Here is an 18,032-nt window from a genome sequence, read left to right on the forward strand (position 1 = left end):
GTACTCAGCGCAGGACGGTGATCGCCGCGTCCGCGGTGACGTGCTTCCACGGCACCAGCACCACTGTGCCGTCGCGCTCCAGCACCTTCGCGTCGCTGCCCTCGGTGCCGGCCGACAGCGGCGCCTCGGCCAGCACGCTCACCGCGCCGGTGGCCGGGTCGATGCGGACCAGCCGCGGGGCGAGATCCCGCCGGTCGCCCACCTCCCACGCCAGCACGCCCTGCTCGTCGAGGCGGATGAGTTCCACCTCGCCGTCGGTGTGCCCGGCCGACACCCAGCGCCGCTTGCCGGTGGCCAGGTCGATCGCCACCACCTGGTTGGCCTGGCGCATCTTGCCGCCGACGTTCGTCGCCTCGGTGGGCAGGTAGAGCGTGTCCGCGTCGGCCAGGTACGGCCGGATCTCCGGCCCGCTGACCGTGTTGGAGCGGTTGATCGGAAGGTCGCTGAACCGCGTACCGTCGACGGGGTTGCCGAACGTGGCCCGCGCCTTGCCGGCGGCGTCGCGCGCGACGAACGTCTCGCTGACCAGGCCGGGCAGGCTGACCAGCGGGTCGACGCTCAGCACCCCGGCGCTCTGCTGCGCGGCGGGCAGTTTCTGCTGCCAGCGCGGCTTGCCGGTGGCCGGGTCCAGGCCGAGCAGCGCGCCCTGGTCGCCGTCACAGCGCGCGGTGACCACCGCCTGCGTCCCGGCGGCCTGCGTCTGGGTCAGACGGCAGTCGCGACCGGGCAGCAGCCGGTCGGCGTCGGTCTGCCACAGCCGCTTGCCGTCGGCCAGCGAGTAGCCGAGAACGCTCTCGCCGCTGCGCACGACCACCTGCCCGGCGGCCACGGACAGGTCCGGGGCGACGATCTCGGACCGGCCCGTCCGGCGTTCCACCGGGAACGTGGCCCGCCACGTCTGCGTGCCGCCGGCCGCGTCGAAACCGACGAGCGTGTCGCAGGAGTCGGCGGAACCGAGCGCCACCACACCCCGCCCCTCGGCTAGCGTCTGGGCGGCCGCGCACAGCGAGGACGCCTGCGGCGCGGGCACGCCCCACGCCTGGGCGCCGTCGCCGAGCCGGTAGGCGATGATCCCGTCCGGCTGGGCCCGGACCACGGCGTCACCGACCAGCCAGGCGCCGAACATGTCCTGCCCGTCGTACGTCTTCAGCCCGTTGCGCTGCCGCTCCGGGAAGTCGAGCACCCAGGCGGTACGCAGCTTCCTCCCGTCGTCGTCATCGCCGCCGACCAGCCGGGACACGCCGTAGGCGGTGCCGGCCGCGACCGCGAGCACGGCCACCAGGCCACCGGCGACGAGCAACGCCACGCGTCCGCGCCGCTTCGGCGCCGCCGGCGGCGGCTGCTGGTGCTGGTACGTCATTCGTCGTCTCCGTTCCCGGTCAGCGCGCCTGCGCGCGGACGTAGGCGGCCCAGCCGGCCTGGAACTCGTCGAGCGACACGCCCAGCACGTCCCGGGCGGCGCGGTCGGTCGGGGTGCCGCCGTAGACCGCCTCGACGAAGCGGAACAGCTTCACCTCGCCGTGCTTCTCGGCGAGGTGGTTCATCGCGGCGTGCCCGAGCCAGTAGTGGAAGCTCAGCCGGTCGGGGTCGTCCCACTCGCCGTTGCCGGGCAGCGTGCCGTTCCACCCGCCGCGGACCACCTGCCGGGCCTGCGCGGTGCGCTCGCTGGCACCGAGCGGGCGGCCGTGGAACGCGATGTACTCGGCGAAGCCCTCGACCACCCACTCGTCGAGCTTGCTGAACGCGTCCACAGCGGTCAGGTCGGTGCGGGGCGTCATCAGGGAGTGCGCCACCTCATGCCGCAACACCATGCGGGCATCGTTGTCGCCGCCGGTACGGGTGAAGTAACGGTCGCGGGTGTCCACCACGATGCGGGTGCCGCCGATCGTGGCCTTGCCGTCCTTGCGCTCGGCCGCGACCAGGCCCAGCGAGAAGCCCGCCTCGGTGGCCTTCTCGGTGCCGATCCGGTAGAGCGAGGTCATCTCGTCCTTGCCGTCGGCGAGCGTGATGACGAAGCCGCTCGGCACCGGGCCGGGCGGCCCGCTGGCCCGCCACACGGCCAGGCCGTTCGTGACCGCCACATCGGCGGCCGGGGCGTACCGCTTCGCCACGCCGGCCCGGGCGGCGTCGGCGATGAGCAGGGCGTGCGGGGTCCGCTCGACGTGGATCTCCCGCCACTTGTCCCACGGACCGGGGTAGTGGACGGTCTTCGAGCCACCGTTCCCGGCGGCCGGAGCGCCGGTCACAGCGGTGACCCGGATCGGCGCGTCCTTGCCGGTGCGGACGATCGTCCAGCGGTACCACTCGGTGACCGGGGCCAGGTCGAAGCCGTCGAGCTGGTGCACGAACGAGACGTCGAGCTGGAACGTGACGCCCTGCCCGAAGGCGTCGCCGGCGCGGCCCTGCCGCTCGATGGTCTCGTAGCGGGCCACCGACAGCGGCAGCTTCCCCAGGTTGCGGAACAGCTGGGTCTGCCCGGCGATCAGCTCCTTACGGGCCGGGTCGAACGCGGCCAGGTAGCCGTCCAGGTCCTTCGCCGCCAGCGCCTTGCTGTGCCGGTCGAGCAGGGCGGTCAGCTCGGCGTTCGTGACGGTGACGCCGTTCGCGCCGGCTGCCGCCTTCGGCGCCGGGCCCTCCTCGTCGTCGCCGCGCAGGCCCAGCCCGACGCCGACCGCCGTGCCGGCGCAGAGCGCAAGCGCGAGCGCACCCGCCGCGAGCCCGATCCAGAGCCCCCGGCGGGACTTCGGCGTCGCAGGCGGCGGCCCCCACGGTCCCGGCTGCGCGGGCGGCGGTGCTGCGGCGTACCGGGGGTCGGCGTTGCCGGGCGGTGGCCAGCCCGCCGGTGGGTGCCCCTGCGTCATGTGGTTCCTCGCTCGTGCCGTGTGCGGGACCGGCCGGACGGTTTCGCCCGGCCGGATGACGGCAGACATCATCCCCGGTCCGGACGACGGATTCTGCCCCGCCGGACGTGTCGGACGGATTTGTCCCCTCGGGTGGCTGTCGTGAACAGGACGTCGAGACATCCGCCACGTCCGGCGTCCAGGGTCAGCGGGACCGGTCCGCGCGGTGACAGACTGTGTGACGCACTTCTGCCGGGACGTCTGAGGGAGGCGCCGTGCGCTGGCGCAGCTACGTGGCGGTGGGCGACAGCTTCACCGAGGGCATGGACGACGCGTATCCGGACGGCAGCTACCGGGGCTGGGCCGATCTGGTCGCCACCCGCCTCGCCGCCGAGGCCGGGCCCGACTTCGGGTACGCCAACCTGGCCATCCGCGGCCGGCTGTTCCCCAACGTGGTGGCCGAGCAGGTGCCGTCCGCGCTGGCCATGAAGCCCGACCTGATCAGCTTCGCGGCCGGCGGCAACGACGTGCTGCGCCGCAGCTTCGACCCGGACTCGTTCGTCCCCCGCTTCGACTCGGTCGTGCAGCGGCTGCGGTCCGGCGGCAGCGACGTGGTGCTGTTCCGGTTCGCCGACGTGATGGCCCGGCTGCCCGGCCAGCGGCTGGTGGCCCCCCGGGTCGCGCTGCTCAACCGTGCGGTCGGCGAGGTGGCCGAGCGGCACGGCGCGATCCTGGTCGACCTGTACGCCGACGACACCTACCTCAACCCGCTGCTCTGGAGCACCGACCGGCTGCACCTGTCGGCCGCCGGCCACCGCCGGGTCGCGGCCCAGGTGCTCACCGCGCTCGGCATCGGCTGCGAGGAGGAGTGGCTGATGGTGCCGCCGCATCCGGCGCCCAGCCCGTGGCTCGCCGCGCGCGCCGCCGACCTGCGCTGGGCCGGCCGGCACCTGGCGCCGTGGATCAAGCGCCGGCTGACCGGGCGGTCCTCCGGCGACTTCGTCACCGCCAAGCGGCCGGTGCTCGGGCCGGTCGAGCGCGACTGAGCGTGCGAACCGTCCACGCCGCCGACCTGCTGCGGCTGACACCCGACGATCCACCCCGCACCGGGCTGGCGGTCGTGGTCGCCGGTGACCGGGTCGAGGCGATAGTGCCCACGGCCGAGCTGTCCGGCGCGTACCCGGGGGTGCGGGTGCGGCGGTGGGCCGGCACGCTCGGGCCGGCGCTCGTGCACGACGGCCCGCTGCCGCCGGCGCCCACGCCCCGCGAGCGGGTGCACGCGCTGTTCCGGCTCGGCGTGGCCGCCGTGCTCGACGAACACGTCACCGACCCGGCGCTGCGTTCCGCCGCGGCGCGCAACGAGGTGGCGGTGCTGCCCACGGTCCGGCCGCCCGCGCTGGTGACCGGCGGGCGCGCCGACCTCGCCGTGTTCGACGCGGACGGTTCCTGCCTGGCGACAGTGGTCGCCGGCCGCCTGGTGCACCGCCGCGCCTGACCGGCACCGCACCGCGCTGATCCGGCGTACCTTGGGGATCATGCCTGTGCCGAGCGATCCGCATCCCCACCTCCAGTCGTACGCCGACCCGCAGCGCCTGGTCACCACCGAGTGGCTGGCCGAGCACCTGGGCGACGAAGGGCTCGTGGTGGTCGAGTCCGACGAGGACGTGCTCCTCTACGACACCGGCCACATCCCCGGCGCCGTCAAGGTCGACTGGCACACCGAACTCAACGACCAGGTCACCCGCGACTACCTGGACGCCGCGAGCTTCGCCGAGCTGTGCGCGGCCAAGGGCATCGGGCGGGACGACACTGTCGTCTTCTACGGCGACAACTTCAACTGGTGGGCCGCGTACGCCCTCTGGGTCTTCTCCCTCTTCGGTCACCAGGACGTACGTCTGCTCGACGGCGGCCGGCAGAAGTGGATCGCCGAGGGGCGGGAGCTGACCCGGGACAAGGTGAGCCGGCCCCGCGCCTCGTACCCGGTGCCGGAGCGCAACGACGCGCCGATCCGCGCGTACCGGGAGCAGGTCATGGCGCACGTGGCGGCCGGGCGGCCGCTGGTGGACGTGCGTTCGCCCGGCGAGTACACCGGCGAGATGCTGCACATGCCGGACTACCCGCAGGAGGGCGCGCTGCGTGGCGGGCACATCCCGGGCGCGGTGAGCAAGCCGTGGAAGTCCGCCGCGAACGACGACGGCACGTTCAAGTCCGCCGACGAGCTGCGCACCATCTACGGCGACCAGCTCGGGCTGAGCCCGTCCGACGACGTGGTCGCGTACTGCCGGATCGGCGAGCGGTCCAGCCACACCTGGTTCGTGCTGCACCACCTGCTCGGGTTCCCGCAGGTGCGCAACTACGACGGCTCGTGGACCGAGTGGGGCAACCTGGTCCGGGCCCCCGTCGTGAAGGGCGACCAGCCCGGCGGCCTGACCCGCTGAGCGTCCCGGCCGGTCCCGCCGTCACCGCGGCGGGACCGGCCGGTTCCGCTGTTACGCCGGTCCGGCCGCGTTCCGCACCGGTCAGCGGGCGGCTATCGACAGCCGGCCGGGGACGTTGCTCGCCACCCAGTCGACGGCGCCGGTCTCCGGCCGCCACCGGGCCAGCCCGGCGTCGTAGCGGAGCAGCACCGCGCCGTCGGCGGTCCAGCCGTACACCTCGCAGCACCCCTTGGTCCTGCCCTCGCGCCCGAGGTCGAGCAGGCGGGTCACCGCGCCGGTGCGGGCGTCCAGCACCGCCACGCCCTCGGCGCCGCTCATCGTGCCGGCGGTGCCCGCGGTGGTGGTCCACCCGGCCTGGGCGATCCGGTCGCCGCGCTGCCAGCCCCGCCCGTAGACCTCGTTCAGCTGGTAGCCGGGGGGAAGCTCCCCGGCGGTCACCGGCCGCCGCTCCGGCGCGCCACCGGAGGCGGGGAACCGGCGTACGGCCAGGCCGCCGTCCCCGGACCAGCCGCCGACTGTGAACAGGTCACCGGACCGGGCCGGCTCGGGCACGACGAGCGTCCACGGGTCGACCGCGAGCTTCCGCGCCGACCCGGTGCGCCGGTCCAGCTCGTGCGTGGTGTCGTTGTCCCCGACCAGCAGCCGGTCCCCGGCCCAGAGCACGTGTTCCAGGTAGCCGGTGAGCGGATACCGGCGGACCGCGCCGTCGGTCAGGCCGACCACGACCACCTCACCGGTCTGCGCGAACGCGGCGGTCCGGCCGTCCGGCGACAGGCTGCCCGGCTTCAGTGGAGTGGCCTCGTTGCCCTCGGCGTCGCGGGTGGGCGCGAGCGTCACCACGTCGAGTTCCCGGACCATGCCGTCGTCACCCAGCACCCGGACCGGACCGGCGTCGCCGGTCTCCGGGTCGACCGGCTGGTACAGCGCCAGCGCCCGGCTCACCGGGCGGTCGGAGAGGGCGAAGGCGACCCGGTCGCCGAGCCGGCCCAGCGGGTCGCCCGCCTCGCCGAGCCGGTCGGGGGGCCGCTGCACCACAGGCGCGCTCGGTGCCGCCGTCACAGTCGGGCGGGGCGGTGCGGCCGGTGGCGGGCCGGAGCGGTGCAGGAGCGCGGTCGTACCGCCGCCGAGCAGGACCACGGCGACGGCCGCGGCGCCGGCGGCCCGGCGGGCGCGGCGGACCCGTCCGGCCCGCTCCCATCCTGCCTCGGCCGGCCGGGTCGGCCGGATCTCCTCGGCGGCCCGGGTCAGCAGCCGGGTCAGCTCGGGTTCGCTCACGGGTTCGCCTCCATCCCGGTCACCAGGCCGTCTCCGGACGTGCCGGGGGCGGGTACGACGTCGCGCAGCTTGCGCAGCGCGTCGTGGCACTGGCTCTTGACGGTGCCGACTGTGACGCCGAGCGCCTCGGCGGTGGCGACCTCGGTCAGGTCCTCGAAGTAGCGCAGCACCACGACGGCCCGCTGACGTGGCGGCAGCCGGTCCAGCGCGGCGCGCACGGTGAGCCGCAGCGCCGCGTCGGCGTCGGCACCCGGCCGGTCCGGTGGGTACGCGCTGAGCCACTCCCGGCGTCGGCGCCGCCACCAGGAGACGGCGTCGCGGTAGAGGATGGCGCGCACGTACGCGGCCGGGTCGCCGTCGCGCACCGACGGCCAGCGCAGCGCCAGCTTGAGCAGCGCGTCCTGGAGCAGATCCTCGGCCTGGTGGCGGTTCCCGCAGATCAGGTACGCGGCGCGCAGCAGCCGGTGCTGGTGCGCCTCGACGAAGGCGAGGTAGTCCGCCCGCCCGTCGTCCGCGTCGCGCCCCATCCGGCTCCTCCCTCCGTCACCCGCCAGACGCGCGGGACGGGGGCAAAGGTTGGGTCAGGTAGCGCTGAATCGTCGGGCCGACCCAGGCGGCCAGTTCCTCCGGGTCGAGGTCCACCACCGGTGGCAGCCGGACCACGTACCGGGTGAGCGCGAGACCGAGGATCTGGCTGGCCACCAGGCCGGCCCGGCGGGCGGCGGTGGCCGGGTCGGCAACGCGACGGGCCACCGCGGTGGCGAGCTGGCCGGCGAAGACGCCGCGCATCCGTTCGGCCGCGCCGGGGTTGGTGGCGGCGGCCCGGAGCAGGGCGACGAGTGTCCCGTCCGCCTCCCAGCGGCGCACGAAGTGCCGGGTCAGTGTCTCGCCGAGCCGGTCCGGCGGCACCTCGGCCAGGTCGGGCAGGCGCAGGTCGAACTCGGCCGCCGCGGCGAAGAGTCCCTCCTTGCTGCCGTAGTAGCGCATCACCATCGAGGGGTCGATGCGGGCGTCGGCGGCGATGGCCCGGATGGTGGCCCGGTCGTAGCCGTCGGTGGCGAAGCGTTCCCGGGCGGCGCGCAGGATGGCCGCCCGGGTGGCGTCCGAGCGGCGGGCGCGGGTGGCGGGTTCGGTCACGTCCACGACTGTATGCCAACACGTGTTGACATCGGCTCTACAGTGAAGCCAACAAGCGTTGGCAAACAGTTGTTGACCCGAGCCCGGAGGTGGAACGATGCTGCCCGAACGCACTGACGTCCTCGTGGTGGGAGCCGGGCCGACCGGCCTGGCCGTGGCGGTGACGCTGGCCGGGCACGGCGTGACCGCGACAGTCGTCGACCGGCTCGCCGAACCGCCGGTCACCTCGCGCGCCGCGGTCGTGCACGCCGGCACCCTGGAGGTGCTGGACCGGATCGGGATCGCCGCGCCGCTCGCCGCCCGAGGGCTGCGCTCGGCCCGGTTCAGCGTCCGCGACCGGGACCGGGTGCTGGTCACCGTCCCCTTCGACAGGTTGCCGTCGCGCTACCCGTACGCGCTGCTGATCTCGCAGGCCGAGACCGAGGCGGTGCTCGCCGACCGGCTCACCGCGCTCGGCGGGCGCGTGCTGCGGCCGTACGAGATGACCGGGCTGGACCTCGACGGCGACGGCGCCGTCGCGCGCTTCGGCGGCGGCCGCGCGGTCCGGGCGCGCTGGGTCGTCGGTGCGGACGGGATGCACAGCCGGGTCCGCGAACTCGCCGGCATCGGCTTCGGCGGCCCGGCCGACCCCGGGGAGTCGTTCCTGCTCGCCGACGTCCACGTGGACAGCACGCTGCCGCGCGACCAGGTGAGCCTCTTCCTGTCCCGGCAGGGCCCACTGGTCTGGGCGCCGCTGCCCGACGGCACGGTCCGGCTGGTCGCCACGGTGGACGACGCGCCGCGCGACCCGCAGGCGCACCACTTCCAGGCGCTGCTCGACGAGCGCGGTCCGGCGCGCCGGCCGGACCGGGTCACCGGCATGGCGTGGTCGTCCCGGTTCCGGATCCACCACCGGATCGCGAGCACGTACCGCTCCGGCCCGGTGCTGCTCGCCGGGGACGCGGCGCACGTGCACAGCCCCGCCGGTGGGCAGGGGATGAACCTCGGCCTGCGGGACGCGGTCGCCCTCGGCGACGCGCTCGCCGCCGGGCCGCAGGCCCTCGACGGGTACGCCACCGACCGCCGCCCCCTCGCCGAGGAGGTGCTCGGTTTCGCCGCCGGGCTGACCCGGCTCGCCGCCGCACCGCCGGCCGTGCGACCGCTGCGGAATCTGCTGCTCCGGGCGGTCTCCACGCTCCCGCCGGTCCGCCACCGGATCGCCGTTCGCCTGGCCGGCTTCGAGCCCGCGCGGCCCGATAGCTGACCCGCGGGGGCGGGTGATCAGTGCGGTGGCGCGGCGGGCGGTCCGGTGCGCGCTCGGAAGGTCACCCAGACGGCGGCCGTGACCAGGGCGAAGACCGCGGCGGCCGCCCAGGGGACAGGCGTCAGGCCGAACGCCTGGGCGGCGAGACCGGCCAGCACCGCGCCGGCCGGTGCGGCGGCCAGCCCGGCCACCCGCTGTGCCGCGCCCACCCGGCCGAGCAGATCCGGGGGTACGTGCCGCTGCCCGTACGCCGCCCGCAGGCTGTTCCAGATCGTGGAGCCGGCGGTGAACCCGGCCATCGCGAGGCCGCCGGTCAGCGGGTGCCGGGCCAGCGCGAATCCGGCCAGCGCCAGCGTCTGACCGAGCAGCACGACACGCAGCGTGGGCAGCGTGCCGAAGCGGGCGGCCAGCCGTCCGGCGAACAGCGCGCCGCCCAGCCCGCCCGCGATCGCGCCGGCCGCGAACAGCCCGTACGCCGCCTCCGGCACCCGAAGCACGGCCAGCGCATAGAGCACGAGCACCGAGGCCAGCCCTCCGATGGCCAGATTCGACCCGGCCGTCCCGACTGTCAGCGCCCAGAGAACCCGATCGCGTCGAAGAAACCGAATCCCCTCCCAAACCCCACCCTTGTTCTCGTTGATCTTGCGGTTGTGGCCCCTCGACTGTCCTTTTTGTGCGTCCTTGCCAGGGCGGAAAGTGCAAGATCGGCGGGGAGCCGGGGCGGGGATGGCGAGGATGAGGACGGCGGCCAGGGCGAAGGTCAGGGCGTCGGCGGTGAACGGGAGTGCGGGGGAGACGGCGAAGAGGACACCGGCCAAGGGGGCGCCGACGAATCCCCCCGCGACCGCGGTTCCGGCCTGGAGGCGGGCGTTGGCGCCCGCCAGCCTTTCGGGTGGCACCACAGTGGGCAGCAGCGCGTACGCGGACGCGTCGAAGAGCGTGCCCAGCAGGGCGAGCAGCGACGCGACGACGACCAGCGTGGCGATCCCGGCGTGCCCGGTCGCCACTGACCAGGCCAGCGCCGCCACCACCACGGCCCGCCCTCCGTCCACCACCGCCATCGTCCGCCGCCGGTCCCACCGGTCCGCGTACACGCCGCTGAGCAGGCCGAACAGCAGCGGCGGAAGGAGCCCGGCCACTGTCACCGCGGCTACCGCGCGAGGGTCGCGGGTGAGCGTGGCGGCCAGCAGGGCCAGAGCCGGCGTACGCAGGGAGTCCCCCACCTGCGAGCAGACGGCGGCGGACCAGAGCAGCCGGTAGTCGCGGCCCGGGACGGCGGTGATCGTCATGCCGGGAGACGGTGTGCCCTGCACCCGGTGGAGGGTCAAGCCGCCGGGGTGAAACGGGACGGACACTGTCGGCGCTGACCGGTACGGTGAGCGCCGAAAATCCGAACCGGGAGCGCGATTGGACCGCACCTTCCAGGTGGACCTCCGTGGCGTGGTCGACCTGCTCAGTCATCACCTCTACGGCAGTCCGCGGGTCTACGTGCGCGAGCTGCTCCAGAACGCCGTCGACGCGATCACCGCGCGCCGGTCCACCGAGCCGAAAGCCCCGGCCCGGGTCCGCATCGAGCCGCCGGAGCTGACCGGCGACGGGACGCTGCGCGTGCACGACACCGGCATCGGCCTGACCGAGGCGCAGGTGCACGAACTGCTCGCCACCATCGGCCGCAGCTCCAAGCGCGACGAGCTGGGCTTCTCCCGGCACGAGTTCCTCGGCCAGTTCGGCATCGGCCTGCTCTCCTGCTTCCTGGTGGCGGACGAGATCCGGGTGGTCACCCGGCACGCCGACGAGCCCACAGTGCTCTGGACGGGCTGGTCCGACGGGCGGTACGCGGTACGGCTCGCCGAGCCGGACCAGGCCCGGGACGAGCCCGGCACCACAGTCACGCTGGTGCCCCGGCGCGACGCCGACCAGTGGCTCGGCGTACCCACTGTCACCGAGCTGGCCCGCCTCTACGGCGGCCTGCTGCCGGTCGACGTCCGGGTCGGTGACACGCCGACCACCGCCGGCCCGCCGCCGTGGCCGACCACACCCGGGGCGCCGGTCGACCGGGCCGCCCTCCAGCGGTACGCGCAGGAGCTGCTCGGGTTCGTCCCGTTCGACGTGGTGCCGCTGTCGGTGCCCGAGGCCGGCCTGACCGGCGTGGCGTTCATCCTGCCCGCCGCGGTGAACCCGGCGGCCCGGGCCGGGCACCGGGTCTACCTCAAGCGGATGCTGCTCAGCGAGCACGCCGACGGGCTGCTGCCCGAGTGGGCCTTCTTCGCCCACTGCGTGGTCGACGCCAGTGAGCTGCGGCCCACCGCCAGCCGCGAGGCGCTCTACGAGGACGCGCTTCTCACCTCCGTCCGGGAGGCGCTCGGCGACCAGATCCGCGGCTGGCTGGTCCGGCTCGCCAAGCACGACCCGCGCCGGCTCGGCGAGTTCCTCCAGGTGCACCACCTCGGCGTCAAGGCGCTCGCGATGCACGACGACGAGATGCTGCGGCTGGTCGACCAGTGGTGGCCGATGGACACCAACGTCGGCACGATGACGCTCGCCGAGTTCCGGCAGCGGCACGGCGTGCTCCGGTACGCCGCCAGCCTGGACGAGTTCCGCCAGCTCGCCGCCGTGGCCGCCGCGCAGGACGTGGCAGTGGTCAACGGCGGCTACACGTACGACACCGAGCTGATCGAGCGGCTGCCCACAGTGGACCGGTCGGTGCTGATCGAGCGGCTGGAGCCGAGCGACCTGACCACCCGGTTCGAGATCCTCGACCCGGCGACCGAACTGGCCCTGCGGCCGTTCCTCACCGCCGCGCAGCGGGCCCTGGAACGGCTCGGCTGTGAGGTCGTGATCCGGGCGTACGACCCGGTCTCGCTGCCGGCGCTCTACCTGGTGTCCCGGTCGGCCGCGTTCCACGACCAGCTCGCCGCCAGCCGGGACAGGGCCGACGAGCTGTGGGGCGGCGTGCTCGACGCGCTCGCCGCCTCAGCGCCGCCGGACCGCCCGCAACTGGTGCTCAACCACCGCAACCCGCTGGTCCGCCGGGTCACCACGCTCGCCGACCCGGAGCTGGTCGGGCTGGCCGTCGAGGCGCTCTACGGGCAGGCCCTGCTGCTCGGGCACCACCCGATCCGGGCGGCCGACGCCGCACTGCTGAACAGTTCCTTCCTCGGCCTGCTCGGCCGGGCCGTACCGGGAGAGACCCGTGACTGACGACGACCTCTGGCGGATGCACCACGAGATCGAATCCATGCCGTACGGGCCGGGGCAGATCGCCGCGCTGGAGCAGTTGCTGCGCCGCGCCGACGCGGGCGACGACAGGCACCTCGCCTTCGCCGCCCGGGTCACCGGCACCACCGCGTACGTCTACGGCGGCGAACCGGCGAAGTCCTTCGTCACGTTCTCCTGGTGCCTGGCCGAGTACGACAAGGATCCGCAGCCCTACCACCAGCGCTACACGCACCAGCTGCTCTGGTTCTTCAAGTACATGGTCAACGCCATGGTGAAGTTCCCGGAGCTGCCGCTGGACCGGACGTACGCGGTGCTCGACGACATGGAACGGCGCTACCGCGACTCCGGGCACTCGCTCCAGGCCGTCTACAAGCACCGCTACCTGGTGGCCGCGCACCTGGGCGACGACGAGGCGGCGGAGCAGTGGTACCGCAAGTGGATGACCACCCCGCGCGACACGCTCTCCGACTGCGCCGGCTGCGACCCGACCACGCAGGTCGCGCACCTGGTGCGGCACGGCCGCCACGAGGAGGCGGTGGCGCTGGCCGAGCCGGTGCTCGCCGGGCGGCTCACCTGTAGCGAGCAGCCGCAGGGGATCCTCACCGCGCTGCTCACGCCCTACCGCGAGACCGGCCGCACCGACGCGGCGCGGGACGCGCACCGGGAGGCGTACCGGCGGGTGCGCGGGCACCTCGCCGACCTGTGGGACATCGCCGACCACGTCGAGTTCTGCACCGTGACCGGCAACGAGGCCCGCGCCCTGGAACTGGTCGAGCGCCACCTGGACTGGCTGGACCGCGCGCCCACCCCTGCGGCCGCGATGCACTTCGCGGCCGCCGCCTCGGCCGCGCTGCGTCAGGTGCCGGCCGAGCTGACTGTGCACCGCCGCGCCTCCGGCGAGCGGGCCGCCGCCGACGTGCCGGCGGGTGCGCTCGCCGACGAGCTGGCCGGTACGGCGACCGCGTTGGCCGAGCGGTTCGACGCGCGCAACGGCACCACGCACCAGTCCGGCCTGATCGCCCGCAAGCTGGCGGCCGGGCCGGTCGGCGAGCACCTGCCGCTCTCCGCGAGCCTGCGCCGCCCGGCGGTGCCCGCCCCGCGTGCCGGCTCGGACGCGCCGGTGGCCTCTCCGCAGCCGGTGACGGTGCCCGCCGACGCCGGGGCGGACGAACTGCTCGCGCTGGCCGAGGAGTGCTGGCGCACCAACCGCCGGGACGGCCTGGTCGCCGCGTTGCACGCGTACGACGAGCGGTTCGGTGACGCCGACGTGCCCGCGACCACCCGCGCCTGGCGGCTGGAGCTGCGGGCCGGTGAGCTGTCCCAGGACGACGACGGCGTGCCGGTGGCGATCGAGGTCAACCGCGAGGCGCTCGCCGCGTGGCGGGAGGTGCCGGACCCGCTGCGCGCCCAGGTGGTGGCCGGGCGGCTCGGTGTGCTGCTCAGCATGGTCGAGGAGAGCGCGGACGAGGGGATAACCCTGGCCCGGGAGTCGGCCGGCTACCTGACCGAGCACGGCGAGCCGCGTGACCGGGCCGCCGGCTGGGACCGGCTGGCCCTGGCCCACGTGCACCGCGAGCAGTGGGCGGAGGCGCTCGACGCGCTCGACCGGGCCGAGGCGGAGGCGGACGCCGATCCGTGGCTGGCCGGTCGGGTCGCGCTGCACCGCACGCACGTGCTGGAGCAGTTGGAGCGGGCCGAGGAGTTCCGGGACGCGGCGGCGCGGTCCCGCCGGCTGGCGGGCGAGCTGGGCGACGCCGAGATGCTCACCGGCGCCTGCCTGGCGTACGCCCGCGCCACCGACGACCCGGCCGACGCGGTGGCCGCGTGCGAGGAGGCGCTGTCGGTCGCCCCGGCCGGCGCCCAGCTGCCGCTGCGGGTCACCCGGGGACGGGCGCTGATGGCCGCCGACCGGGCCGGCGAGGCGGTGGAGGATCTGGCCGAGGCGGTCACTCTCTGCGTCGAGCAGGGGCTGGAGGGCGACGCGCTGCTGCGCTGGGAGCTGGCCGAGGCGTACCGGGTGGCCGGTCGGCTGGCCGAGGCCGCCGAGGTGGCCGAGGAGGCGGTGCTCGGGCTCGACCGGGCCGGCGCGCAGGCCGAGGCGGACCGGTGCCGGCACATGCTGGCGGGCATCTACGCCGGCCTCGGCGAGACGGATCTGGCGCTCACGGTGCTCGACACGCTGGCCGAGAACCTGGACGGGCCGGACAATCTCCCCCACCGGGCGCAGGTGCTGGAGGAGTCCGGTGGCCTGCTCTACGACGCCGACCGGGACGCCCTGGCCGCGCAGCGGTTCGCGGCGGCGGCGACCGCCTGGCGGCTGGCCGGCTTCCAGGTGGACGAGATGCGGGCCCGGCGGCGGGAACTGCTCGCCCTGCACTGGTCCGGCGACCTGCCGGCCGCGGTCGCAGCGATCGAGCGGGTGGACGAGGCGGCGGCCGCGCTCCCGGCCGAGGCCGACGAGGCGCCGGTGGTCACGTACGAGCGGGCGATGGCCGCCGACGCGGTGGCCCGGGTGCTGATCGGCGAGGACCGCCTCACCGCCGCGCTGGACCGGGTGGACGGGGTGCCGGAGCGCCTGCGGTCGATCGAGGCGTTCGGTGAGGCGGCGCAGGTCGAGGTGCTGACCGGTGAGCTGCTGCTGCGCGACGGGCGGCCGGAGCAGGCCGAAGGGCTGCTGCGCCCGGTCCTGGGCGGGCTGCCCAGCGGTTCCCGTCCCGCCACGCAGGCCGCCTGGCTGCTCGCCCGCGCGCTCGACGAGCAGGGCCGGGAGGCCGAGGCGTCGAAGGTCCGCGCCGACCACGGCATCGAGGAGGACTGACACGACGGGCTGGGGCAACCGTTGGGTAACCGCGGCTGCCCCAGTTCGAACGCGAGGTCTAGGCTGGTCCGGTGGCGGTGGAACAGCAGGCACGGGGTGCGGCGGGTGCGGCCCGGCGCCGGTCCCGGCGGGACGAGATCCTGGAGATCGCGGTCGGCCTCTTCGCGGCGCGCGGCTACCACGGTGTGTCGATGGACGACATCGGCGCGGCGGCCGGGGTCACCGGTCCCGCGCTCTACCACCACTTCGCCGGCAAGGAGGCGATGCTCGTCGCCGCCCTGATCCCGGTGAGTGAGGGGTTGCTCGCGGGCGGGCGGGAACGGGCCGCCGGTCACCCGGGCGACCCGCGTGCGGCGCTGGAGTCGCTGATCGACTTCCACGTCGACTTCGCGCTCGCGAACCCGGCGGTGATCGCGTTGCACCTGCACGAGCTGGACCGCCTCCCGGACGAGCCGCGCCGCCGGATCCGCCGGCTCCAGCGGATGTACGTCGAGGAATGGGTCACCGTGCTGACCGCGCTGCACCCCGGCCTGCCCGACGGCGCGGCCCGGGTGCTCGCCCACGCGGCGTTCGGCCTGATGAACTCGACGCCGTTCCTCGGCGGCGAGGTGGACCGCCGGCGCCGGGCCGAACTGCTGCGCGGCGCGACCCTCGCGGCCCTGCTCGCGCCCACCGACCCGACCTGACACGCCGCGCGTACCTTAACGCGTGTTAAGAAGAGACCCCGGCTTTGCGTCGAGAAGGGGTCACGTCCGTGCAGAAGATGATCGAATCGTTGTTGGTCGCGAATCGGGGGGAGATCGCGCGGCGGATCATCCGCACCGGTAGGCGGCTCGGGATCCGGACGATCGCGGTGCACTCGGAGGCCGACGGCGCGCTGCCGTTCGTGACCGAGGCCGACGAGGCGGTCTGCGTCGGCCCGGCGAACCCGGCCCAGAGCTACCGGAACGTCGAGGCGATCCTCGACGCCGCCCGGAGCACCGGCGCGCAGGCGATCCACCCCGGCTACGGCTTCCTGTCCGAGAACGCGGACTTCGCCCGTACCGTCGAAGGGGCCGGCCTGATCTGGGTCGGGCCCGGCGCCGACGCGATCAGCGCGATGGGCGACAAGATCAACGCCCGGAACCTGATGGCGGCCGCGGGCGTGCCGGTCGCGCCCGGCACCACCGAACCGGCGAGCGACCTGGACGCGGCGGTGGCGGCAGCCGCGGAGATCGGTTACCCGGTGATGGTCAAGGCCGCCGCCGGTGGCGGCGGCATGGGCATGGGCGTGGCCGCCGACGAGGCGGCGCTGCGCACCGAGTACGACAAGGTCCGCGCGTTCGCCGAGCGGATGTTCGGCGACGGGTCGGTGCTGATCGAGCGGTACTTCCCCCGGGTGCGCCACGTCGAGGTGCAGATCCTCGGCCTGGCGGACGGCCGGGTGGTGGCGCTCGGCGAGCGGGAGTGCTCGGTGCAGCGGCGCAACCAGAAGCTGGTCGAGGAGTCGCCGTCCCCGGCGGTGTCGCCCGAGCTGCGCGAGCGGTTCCTGGCCGCCGCAGTGCGGGCCGGCGAGGCGGTCAATTACCGCAATGCGGGCACTGTGGAATGCCTGCTCGATCCCTCGACGCAGGAGTTCTTCTTCCTGGAGATGAACACGCGGCTGCAGGTCGAGCACCCGGTCACCGAGTACGTCTACGGCGTCGACCTGGTCGAGGAGCAGTTGCGGGTGGCGTCCGGCCTGGCGCCGACGTTCGACCCGGACGCGCTCACCCCGCGCGGTCACGCCATCGAGCTGCGGATCAACGCCGAGGACCCGAAGCGCTTCCTGCCCGGCCCGGGCGCGATCACCACCTGGAACGAGCCGTCCGGCACCGGCGTCCGGGTCGACTCCGGCTACGTCGCCGGCAACACCGTCACGCCGTTCTACGACAGCCTGATGGCCAAGCTGATCCTCACCGGGGCGACCCGCGAGGAGGCGGTCGAGCGGGCGCGGGCGGCTGTCGCCCAGTTCGAGATCGCCGGCCCGAAGTGCAACCTGCCGTTCTTCGCCGAGCTGCTGGAGAACCCGGAGTTCCTCTCCGGCGACTACGACACCGGCATCGTCTCCCGGATGCGCTGACCTTCGACCCAGTGAGGTGAATCTGATGGCGGAACTTCCAGACTCCGTGAGCATCCGTGAGGTCGGTCCCCGCGACGGCCTCCAGAACGAGGAGCCCATCCCCACCGACGCGAAGGTGCGGCTTCTCGACGCGCTGTCCCGCACCGGGGTACGGCGCATCGAGGCCGTCTCCTTCGTCCACCCGAAGGCGATCCCGCAGATGGCCGACGCCGACGAGGTGTGGCAGCGGGCCGAGAAGGTCGACGGCGTGCGCTACTCCGCCCTGGTGCCGAACACCCGTGGCGCACAGCGGGCGCTGGCGGCGGGCTTCACCGAGATCGAGGTGGTGGTCTCGGCCAGCGACACGCACAACCGCCGCAACGTCAACCGGTCCACCGACGAGTCGCTGGACGACATCGCCGAGCTGATCGACCTGCTGCACGGCGCGGGCGCCACCGCCGAGGTGATCGTGGCGACCAGCTTCGGCTGCCCCTACGAGGGCGATGTGGACCCCCGCCGGGTGTCCGCGATCGTCGACCGCGTCGCCCGCGACGGCGCGGACCGCGTCGCCTTCGGCGACACCACCGGCATGGGTACGCCCCGGCGCGTCCGCGAACTGGTCACGGCGGTCCGGGACCGCAACGCCCACCTGCCGGTGCTGCTGCACTTCCACAACACCCGTGGCACCGCGCTGGCGAACATGCTCACCGCGATGGAACTGGGGATCACCGAGTTCGACGCCAGCGTCGGCGGCCTCGGTGGCTGCCCGTACGCGCCGGGTGCCAGCGGCAACCTGGCCACCGAGGAGGCGGTGCACATGCTGCACGACATGGGCATCGACACCGGCATCGACCTGGACGCCCTGATCGAGGCCGCCGAGCTGGCCGAGACCCTGGTGGGCAAGAAGCTCCCGTCCGGAGTCCTCCGGGCCGGCCCCCGAACCCGCCTGACCCCCCGCCCCGCCTGACCCCCTCTCCCACCC

Annotated in this window: 15 protein-coding genes; 9 read left to right on the forward strand and 6 right to left on the reverse strand. The window is 74.5% G+C overall.

Features of this window, described 5'->3' with window-relative positions:
- Positions 1-4: 4 nt before the first annotated feature.
- Both ML5_RS00235 and ML5_RS00240 read right to left on the reverse strand, forming a co-directional pair.
- Positions 5-1,360 carry a PQQ-like beta-propeller repeat protein gene (locus ML5_RS00235; protein WP_013473337.1) on the reverse strand — a complete coding sequence of 452 codons (1,356 nt, stop codon included), beginning with the start codon at positions 1,358-1,360 and terminating at the stop codon, positions 5-7.
- A gap of 19 nt (positions 1,361-1,379) precedes the next feature.
- Entirely contained in the window at positions 1,380-2,861 is a 1,482-nt protein-coding gene (locus ML5_RS00240; protein WP_013473338.1) for a hypothetical protein, read from the reverse strand.
- A gap of 254 nt (positions 2,862-3,115) precedes the next feature.
- Between ML5_RS00240 and ML5_RS00245 the strand changes: the two genes are divergently transcribed.
- Genes ML5_RS00245 through ML5_RS00255 form a run of 3 tightly spaced genes read left to right on the forward strand, consistent with a single transcriptional unit; the run spans position 3,116 to position 5,278 of the window.
- On the forward strand, positions 3,116-3,886 hold the full coding sequence (locus ML5_RS00245) for an SGNH/GDSL hydrolase family protein (protein WP_013473339.1): 771 nt from the start codon (positions 3,116-3,118) through the stop codon (positions 3,884-3,886).
- Between the two features lie 2 nt (positions 3,887-3,888).
- Complete coding sequence (locus ML5_RS00250) at positions 3,889-4,335, forward strand: hypothetical protein (RefSeq protein ID WP_013473340.1); 447 nt, start codon at positions 3,889-3,891, stop codon at positions 4,333-4,335.
- 40 nt (positions 4,336-4,375) lie between these two features.
- Positions 4,376-5,278: a sulfurtransferase gene (locus ML5_RS00255; RefSeq protein ID WP_013473341.1), complete on the forward strand. Its 903-nt coding sequence runs from the start codon at positions 4,376-4,378 to the stop codon at positions 5,276-5,278.
- An 81-nt stretch (positions 5,279-5,359) separates the two neighbouring features.
- Here ML5_RS00255 and ML5_RS00260 read toward each other — a convergent pair whose 3' ends face one another.
- The 3 genes from ML5_RS00260 to ML5_RS00270 are packed head-to-tail and all read right to left on the reverse strand — an operon-like array spanning position 5,360 to position 7,696.
- Positions 5,360-6,553 carry a hypothetical protein gene (locus tag ML5_RS00260; protein WP_013473342.1) on the reverse strand — a complete coding sequence of 398 codons (1,194 nt, stop codon included), beginning with the start codon at positions 6,551-6,553 and terminating at the stop codon, positions 5,360-5,362.
- Complete coding sequence (locus ML5_RS00265; RefSeq protein WP_013473343.1) at positions 6,550-7,080, reverse strand: SigE family RNA polymerase sigma factor; 531 nt, start codon at positions 7,078-7,080, stop codon at positions 6,550-6,552. The genes ML5_RS00260 and ML5_RS00265 overlap by 4 nt, the downstream gene beginning before the upstream one ends.
- A gap of 16 nt (positions 7,081-7,096) precedes the next feature.
- Complete coding sequence (locus tag ML5_RS00270; RefSeq protein ID WP_013473344.1) at positions 7,097-7,696, reverse strand: TetR family transcriptional regulator; 600 nt, start codon at positions 7,694-7,696, stop codon at positions 7,097-7,099.
- 91 nt (positions 7,697-7,787) lie between these two features.
- Between ML5_RS00270 and ML5_RS00275 the strand changes: the two genes are divergently transcribed.
- On the forward strand, positions 7,788-8,933 hold the full coding sequence (locus tag ML5_RS00275; protein ID WP_013473345.1) for an FAD-dependent monooxygenase: 1,146 nt from the start codon (positions 7,788-7,790) through the stop codon (positions 8,931-8,933).
- A gap of 17 nt (positions 8,934-8,950) precedes the next feature.
- Here ML5_RS00275 and ML5_RS00280 read toward each other — a convergent pair whose 3' ends face one another.
- Positions 8,951-10,222, reverse strand: a complete 1,272-nt coding sequence (locus ML5_RS00280) for an MFS transporter (protein WP_013473346.1) — start codon at positions 10,220-10,222, stop codon at positions 8,951-8,953.
- Positions 10,223-10,340: 118 nt separating this feature from the next.
- Here ML5_RS00280 and ML5_RS00285 point away from each other — a divergent pair, with 118 nt between their 5' ends.
- The 5 genes from ML5_RS00285 (at position 10,341) to ML5_RS00305 (ending at position 18,017) form a co-directional block, all read left to right on the forward strand.
- Positions 10,341-12,134: an HSP90 family protein gene (locus ML5_RS00285; RefSeq protein WP_013473347.1), complete on the forward strand. Its 1,794-nt coding sequence runs from the start codon at positions 10,341-10,343 to the stop codon at positions 12,132-12,134.
- Entirely contained in the window at positions 12,127-14,970 is a 2,844-nt protein-coding gene (locus ML5_RS00290; protein WP_013473348.1) for a hypothetical protein, read from the forward strand. The genes ML5_RS00285 and ML5_RS00290 overlap by 8 nt, the downstream gene beginning before the upstream one ends.
- 71 nt (positions 14,971-15,041) lie before the next feature.
- Positions 15,042-15,656, forward strand: a complete 615-nt coding sequence (locus ML5_RS00295) for a TetR/AcrR family transcriptional regulator (protein ID WP_013283284.1) — start codon at positions 15,042-15,044, stop codon at positions 15,654-15,656.
- Between the two features lie 77 nt (positions 15,657-15,733).
- Positions 15,734-17,071 carry an acetyl/propionyl/methylcrotonyl-CoA carboxylase subunit alpha gene (locus ML5_RS00300; protein WP_030269621.1) on the forward strand — a complete coding sequence of 446 codons (1,338 nt, stop codon included), beginning with the start codon at positions 15,734-15,736 and terminating at the stop codon, positions 17,069-17,071.
- Between the two features lie 25 nt (positions 17,072-17,096).
- Positions 17,097-18,017 carry a hydroxymethylglutaryl-CoA lyase gene (locus ML5_RS00305; protein WP_013473350.1) on the forward strand — a complete coding sequence of 307 codons (921 nt, stop codon included), beginning with the start codon at positions 17,097-17,099 and terminating at the stop codon, positions 18,015-18,017.
- Positions 18,018-18,032: the final 15 nt, after the last annotated feature.

The organism is Micromonospora sp. L5 (assembly GCF_000177655.2).
GTDB lineage: Bacteria > Actinomycetota > Actinomycetes > Mycobacteriales > Micromonosporaceae > Micromonospora > Micromonospora aurantiaca.

Excerpts from the sequence above, each read along its gene's own strand:
- ML5_RS00235 (WP_013473337.1), bottom strand. The coding sequence starts at position 1,360 with ATGACGTACCAGCACCAGCAGCCGCCGCCGGCGGCGCCGAAGCGGCGC.
- ML5_RS00240 (WP_013473338.1), bottom strand. The coding sequence starts at position 2,861 with ATGACGCAGGGGCACCCACCGGCGGGCTGGCCACCGCCCGGCAACGCC.
- ML5_RS00255 (WP_013473341.1), top strand. The coding sequence starts at position 4,376 with ATGCCTGTGCCGAGCGATCCGCATCCCCACCTCCAGTCGTACGCCGAC.
- ML5_RS00265 (WP_013473343.1), bottom strand. The coding sequence starts at position 7,080 with ATGGGGCGCGACGCGGACGACGGGCGGGCGGACTACCTCGCCTTCGTC.
- ML5_RS00275 (WP_013473345.1), top strand. The coding sequence starts at position 7,788 with ATGCTGCCCGAACGCACTGACGTCCTCGTGGTGGGAGCCGGGCCGACC.
- ML5_RS00280 (WP_013473346.1), bottom strand. The coding sequence starts at position 10,222 with ATGACGATCACCGCCGTCCCGGGCCGCGACTACCGGCTGCTCTGGTCC.
- ML5_RS00300 (WP_030269621.1), top strand. The coding sequence starts at position 15,734 with ATGATCGAATCGTTGTTGGTCGCGAATCGGGGGGAGATCGCGCGGCGG.
- ML5_RS00305 (WP_013473350.1), top strand. The coding sequence starts at position 17,097 with ATGGCGGAACTTCCAGACTCCGTGAGCATCCGTGAGGTCGGTCCCCGC.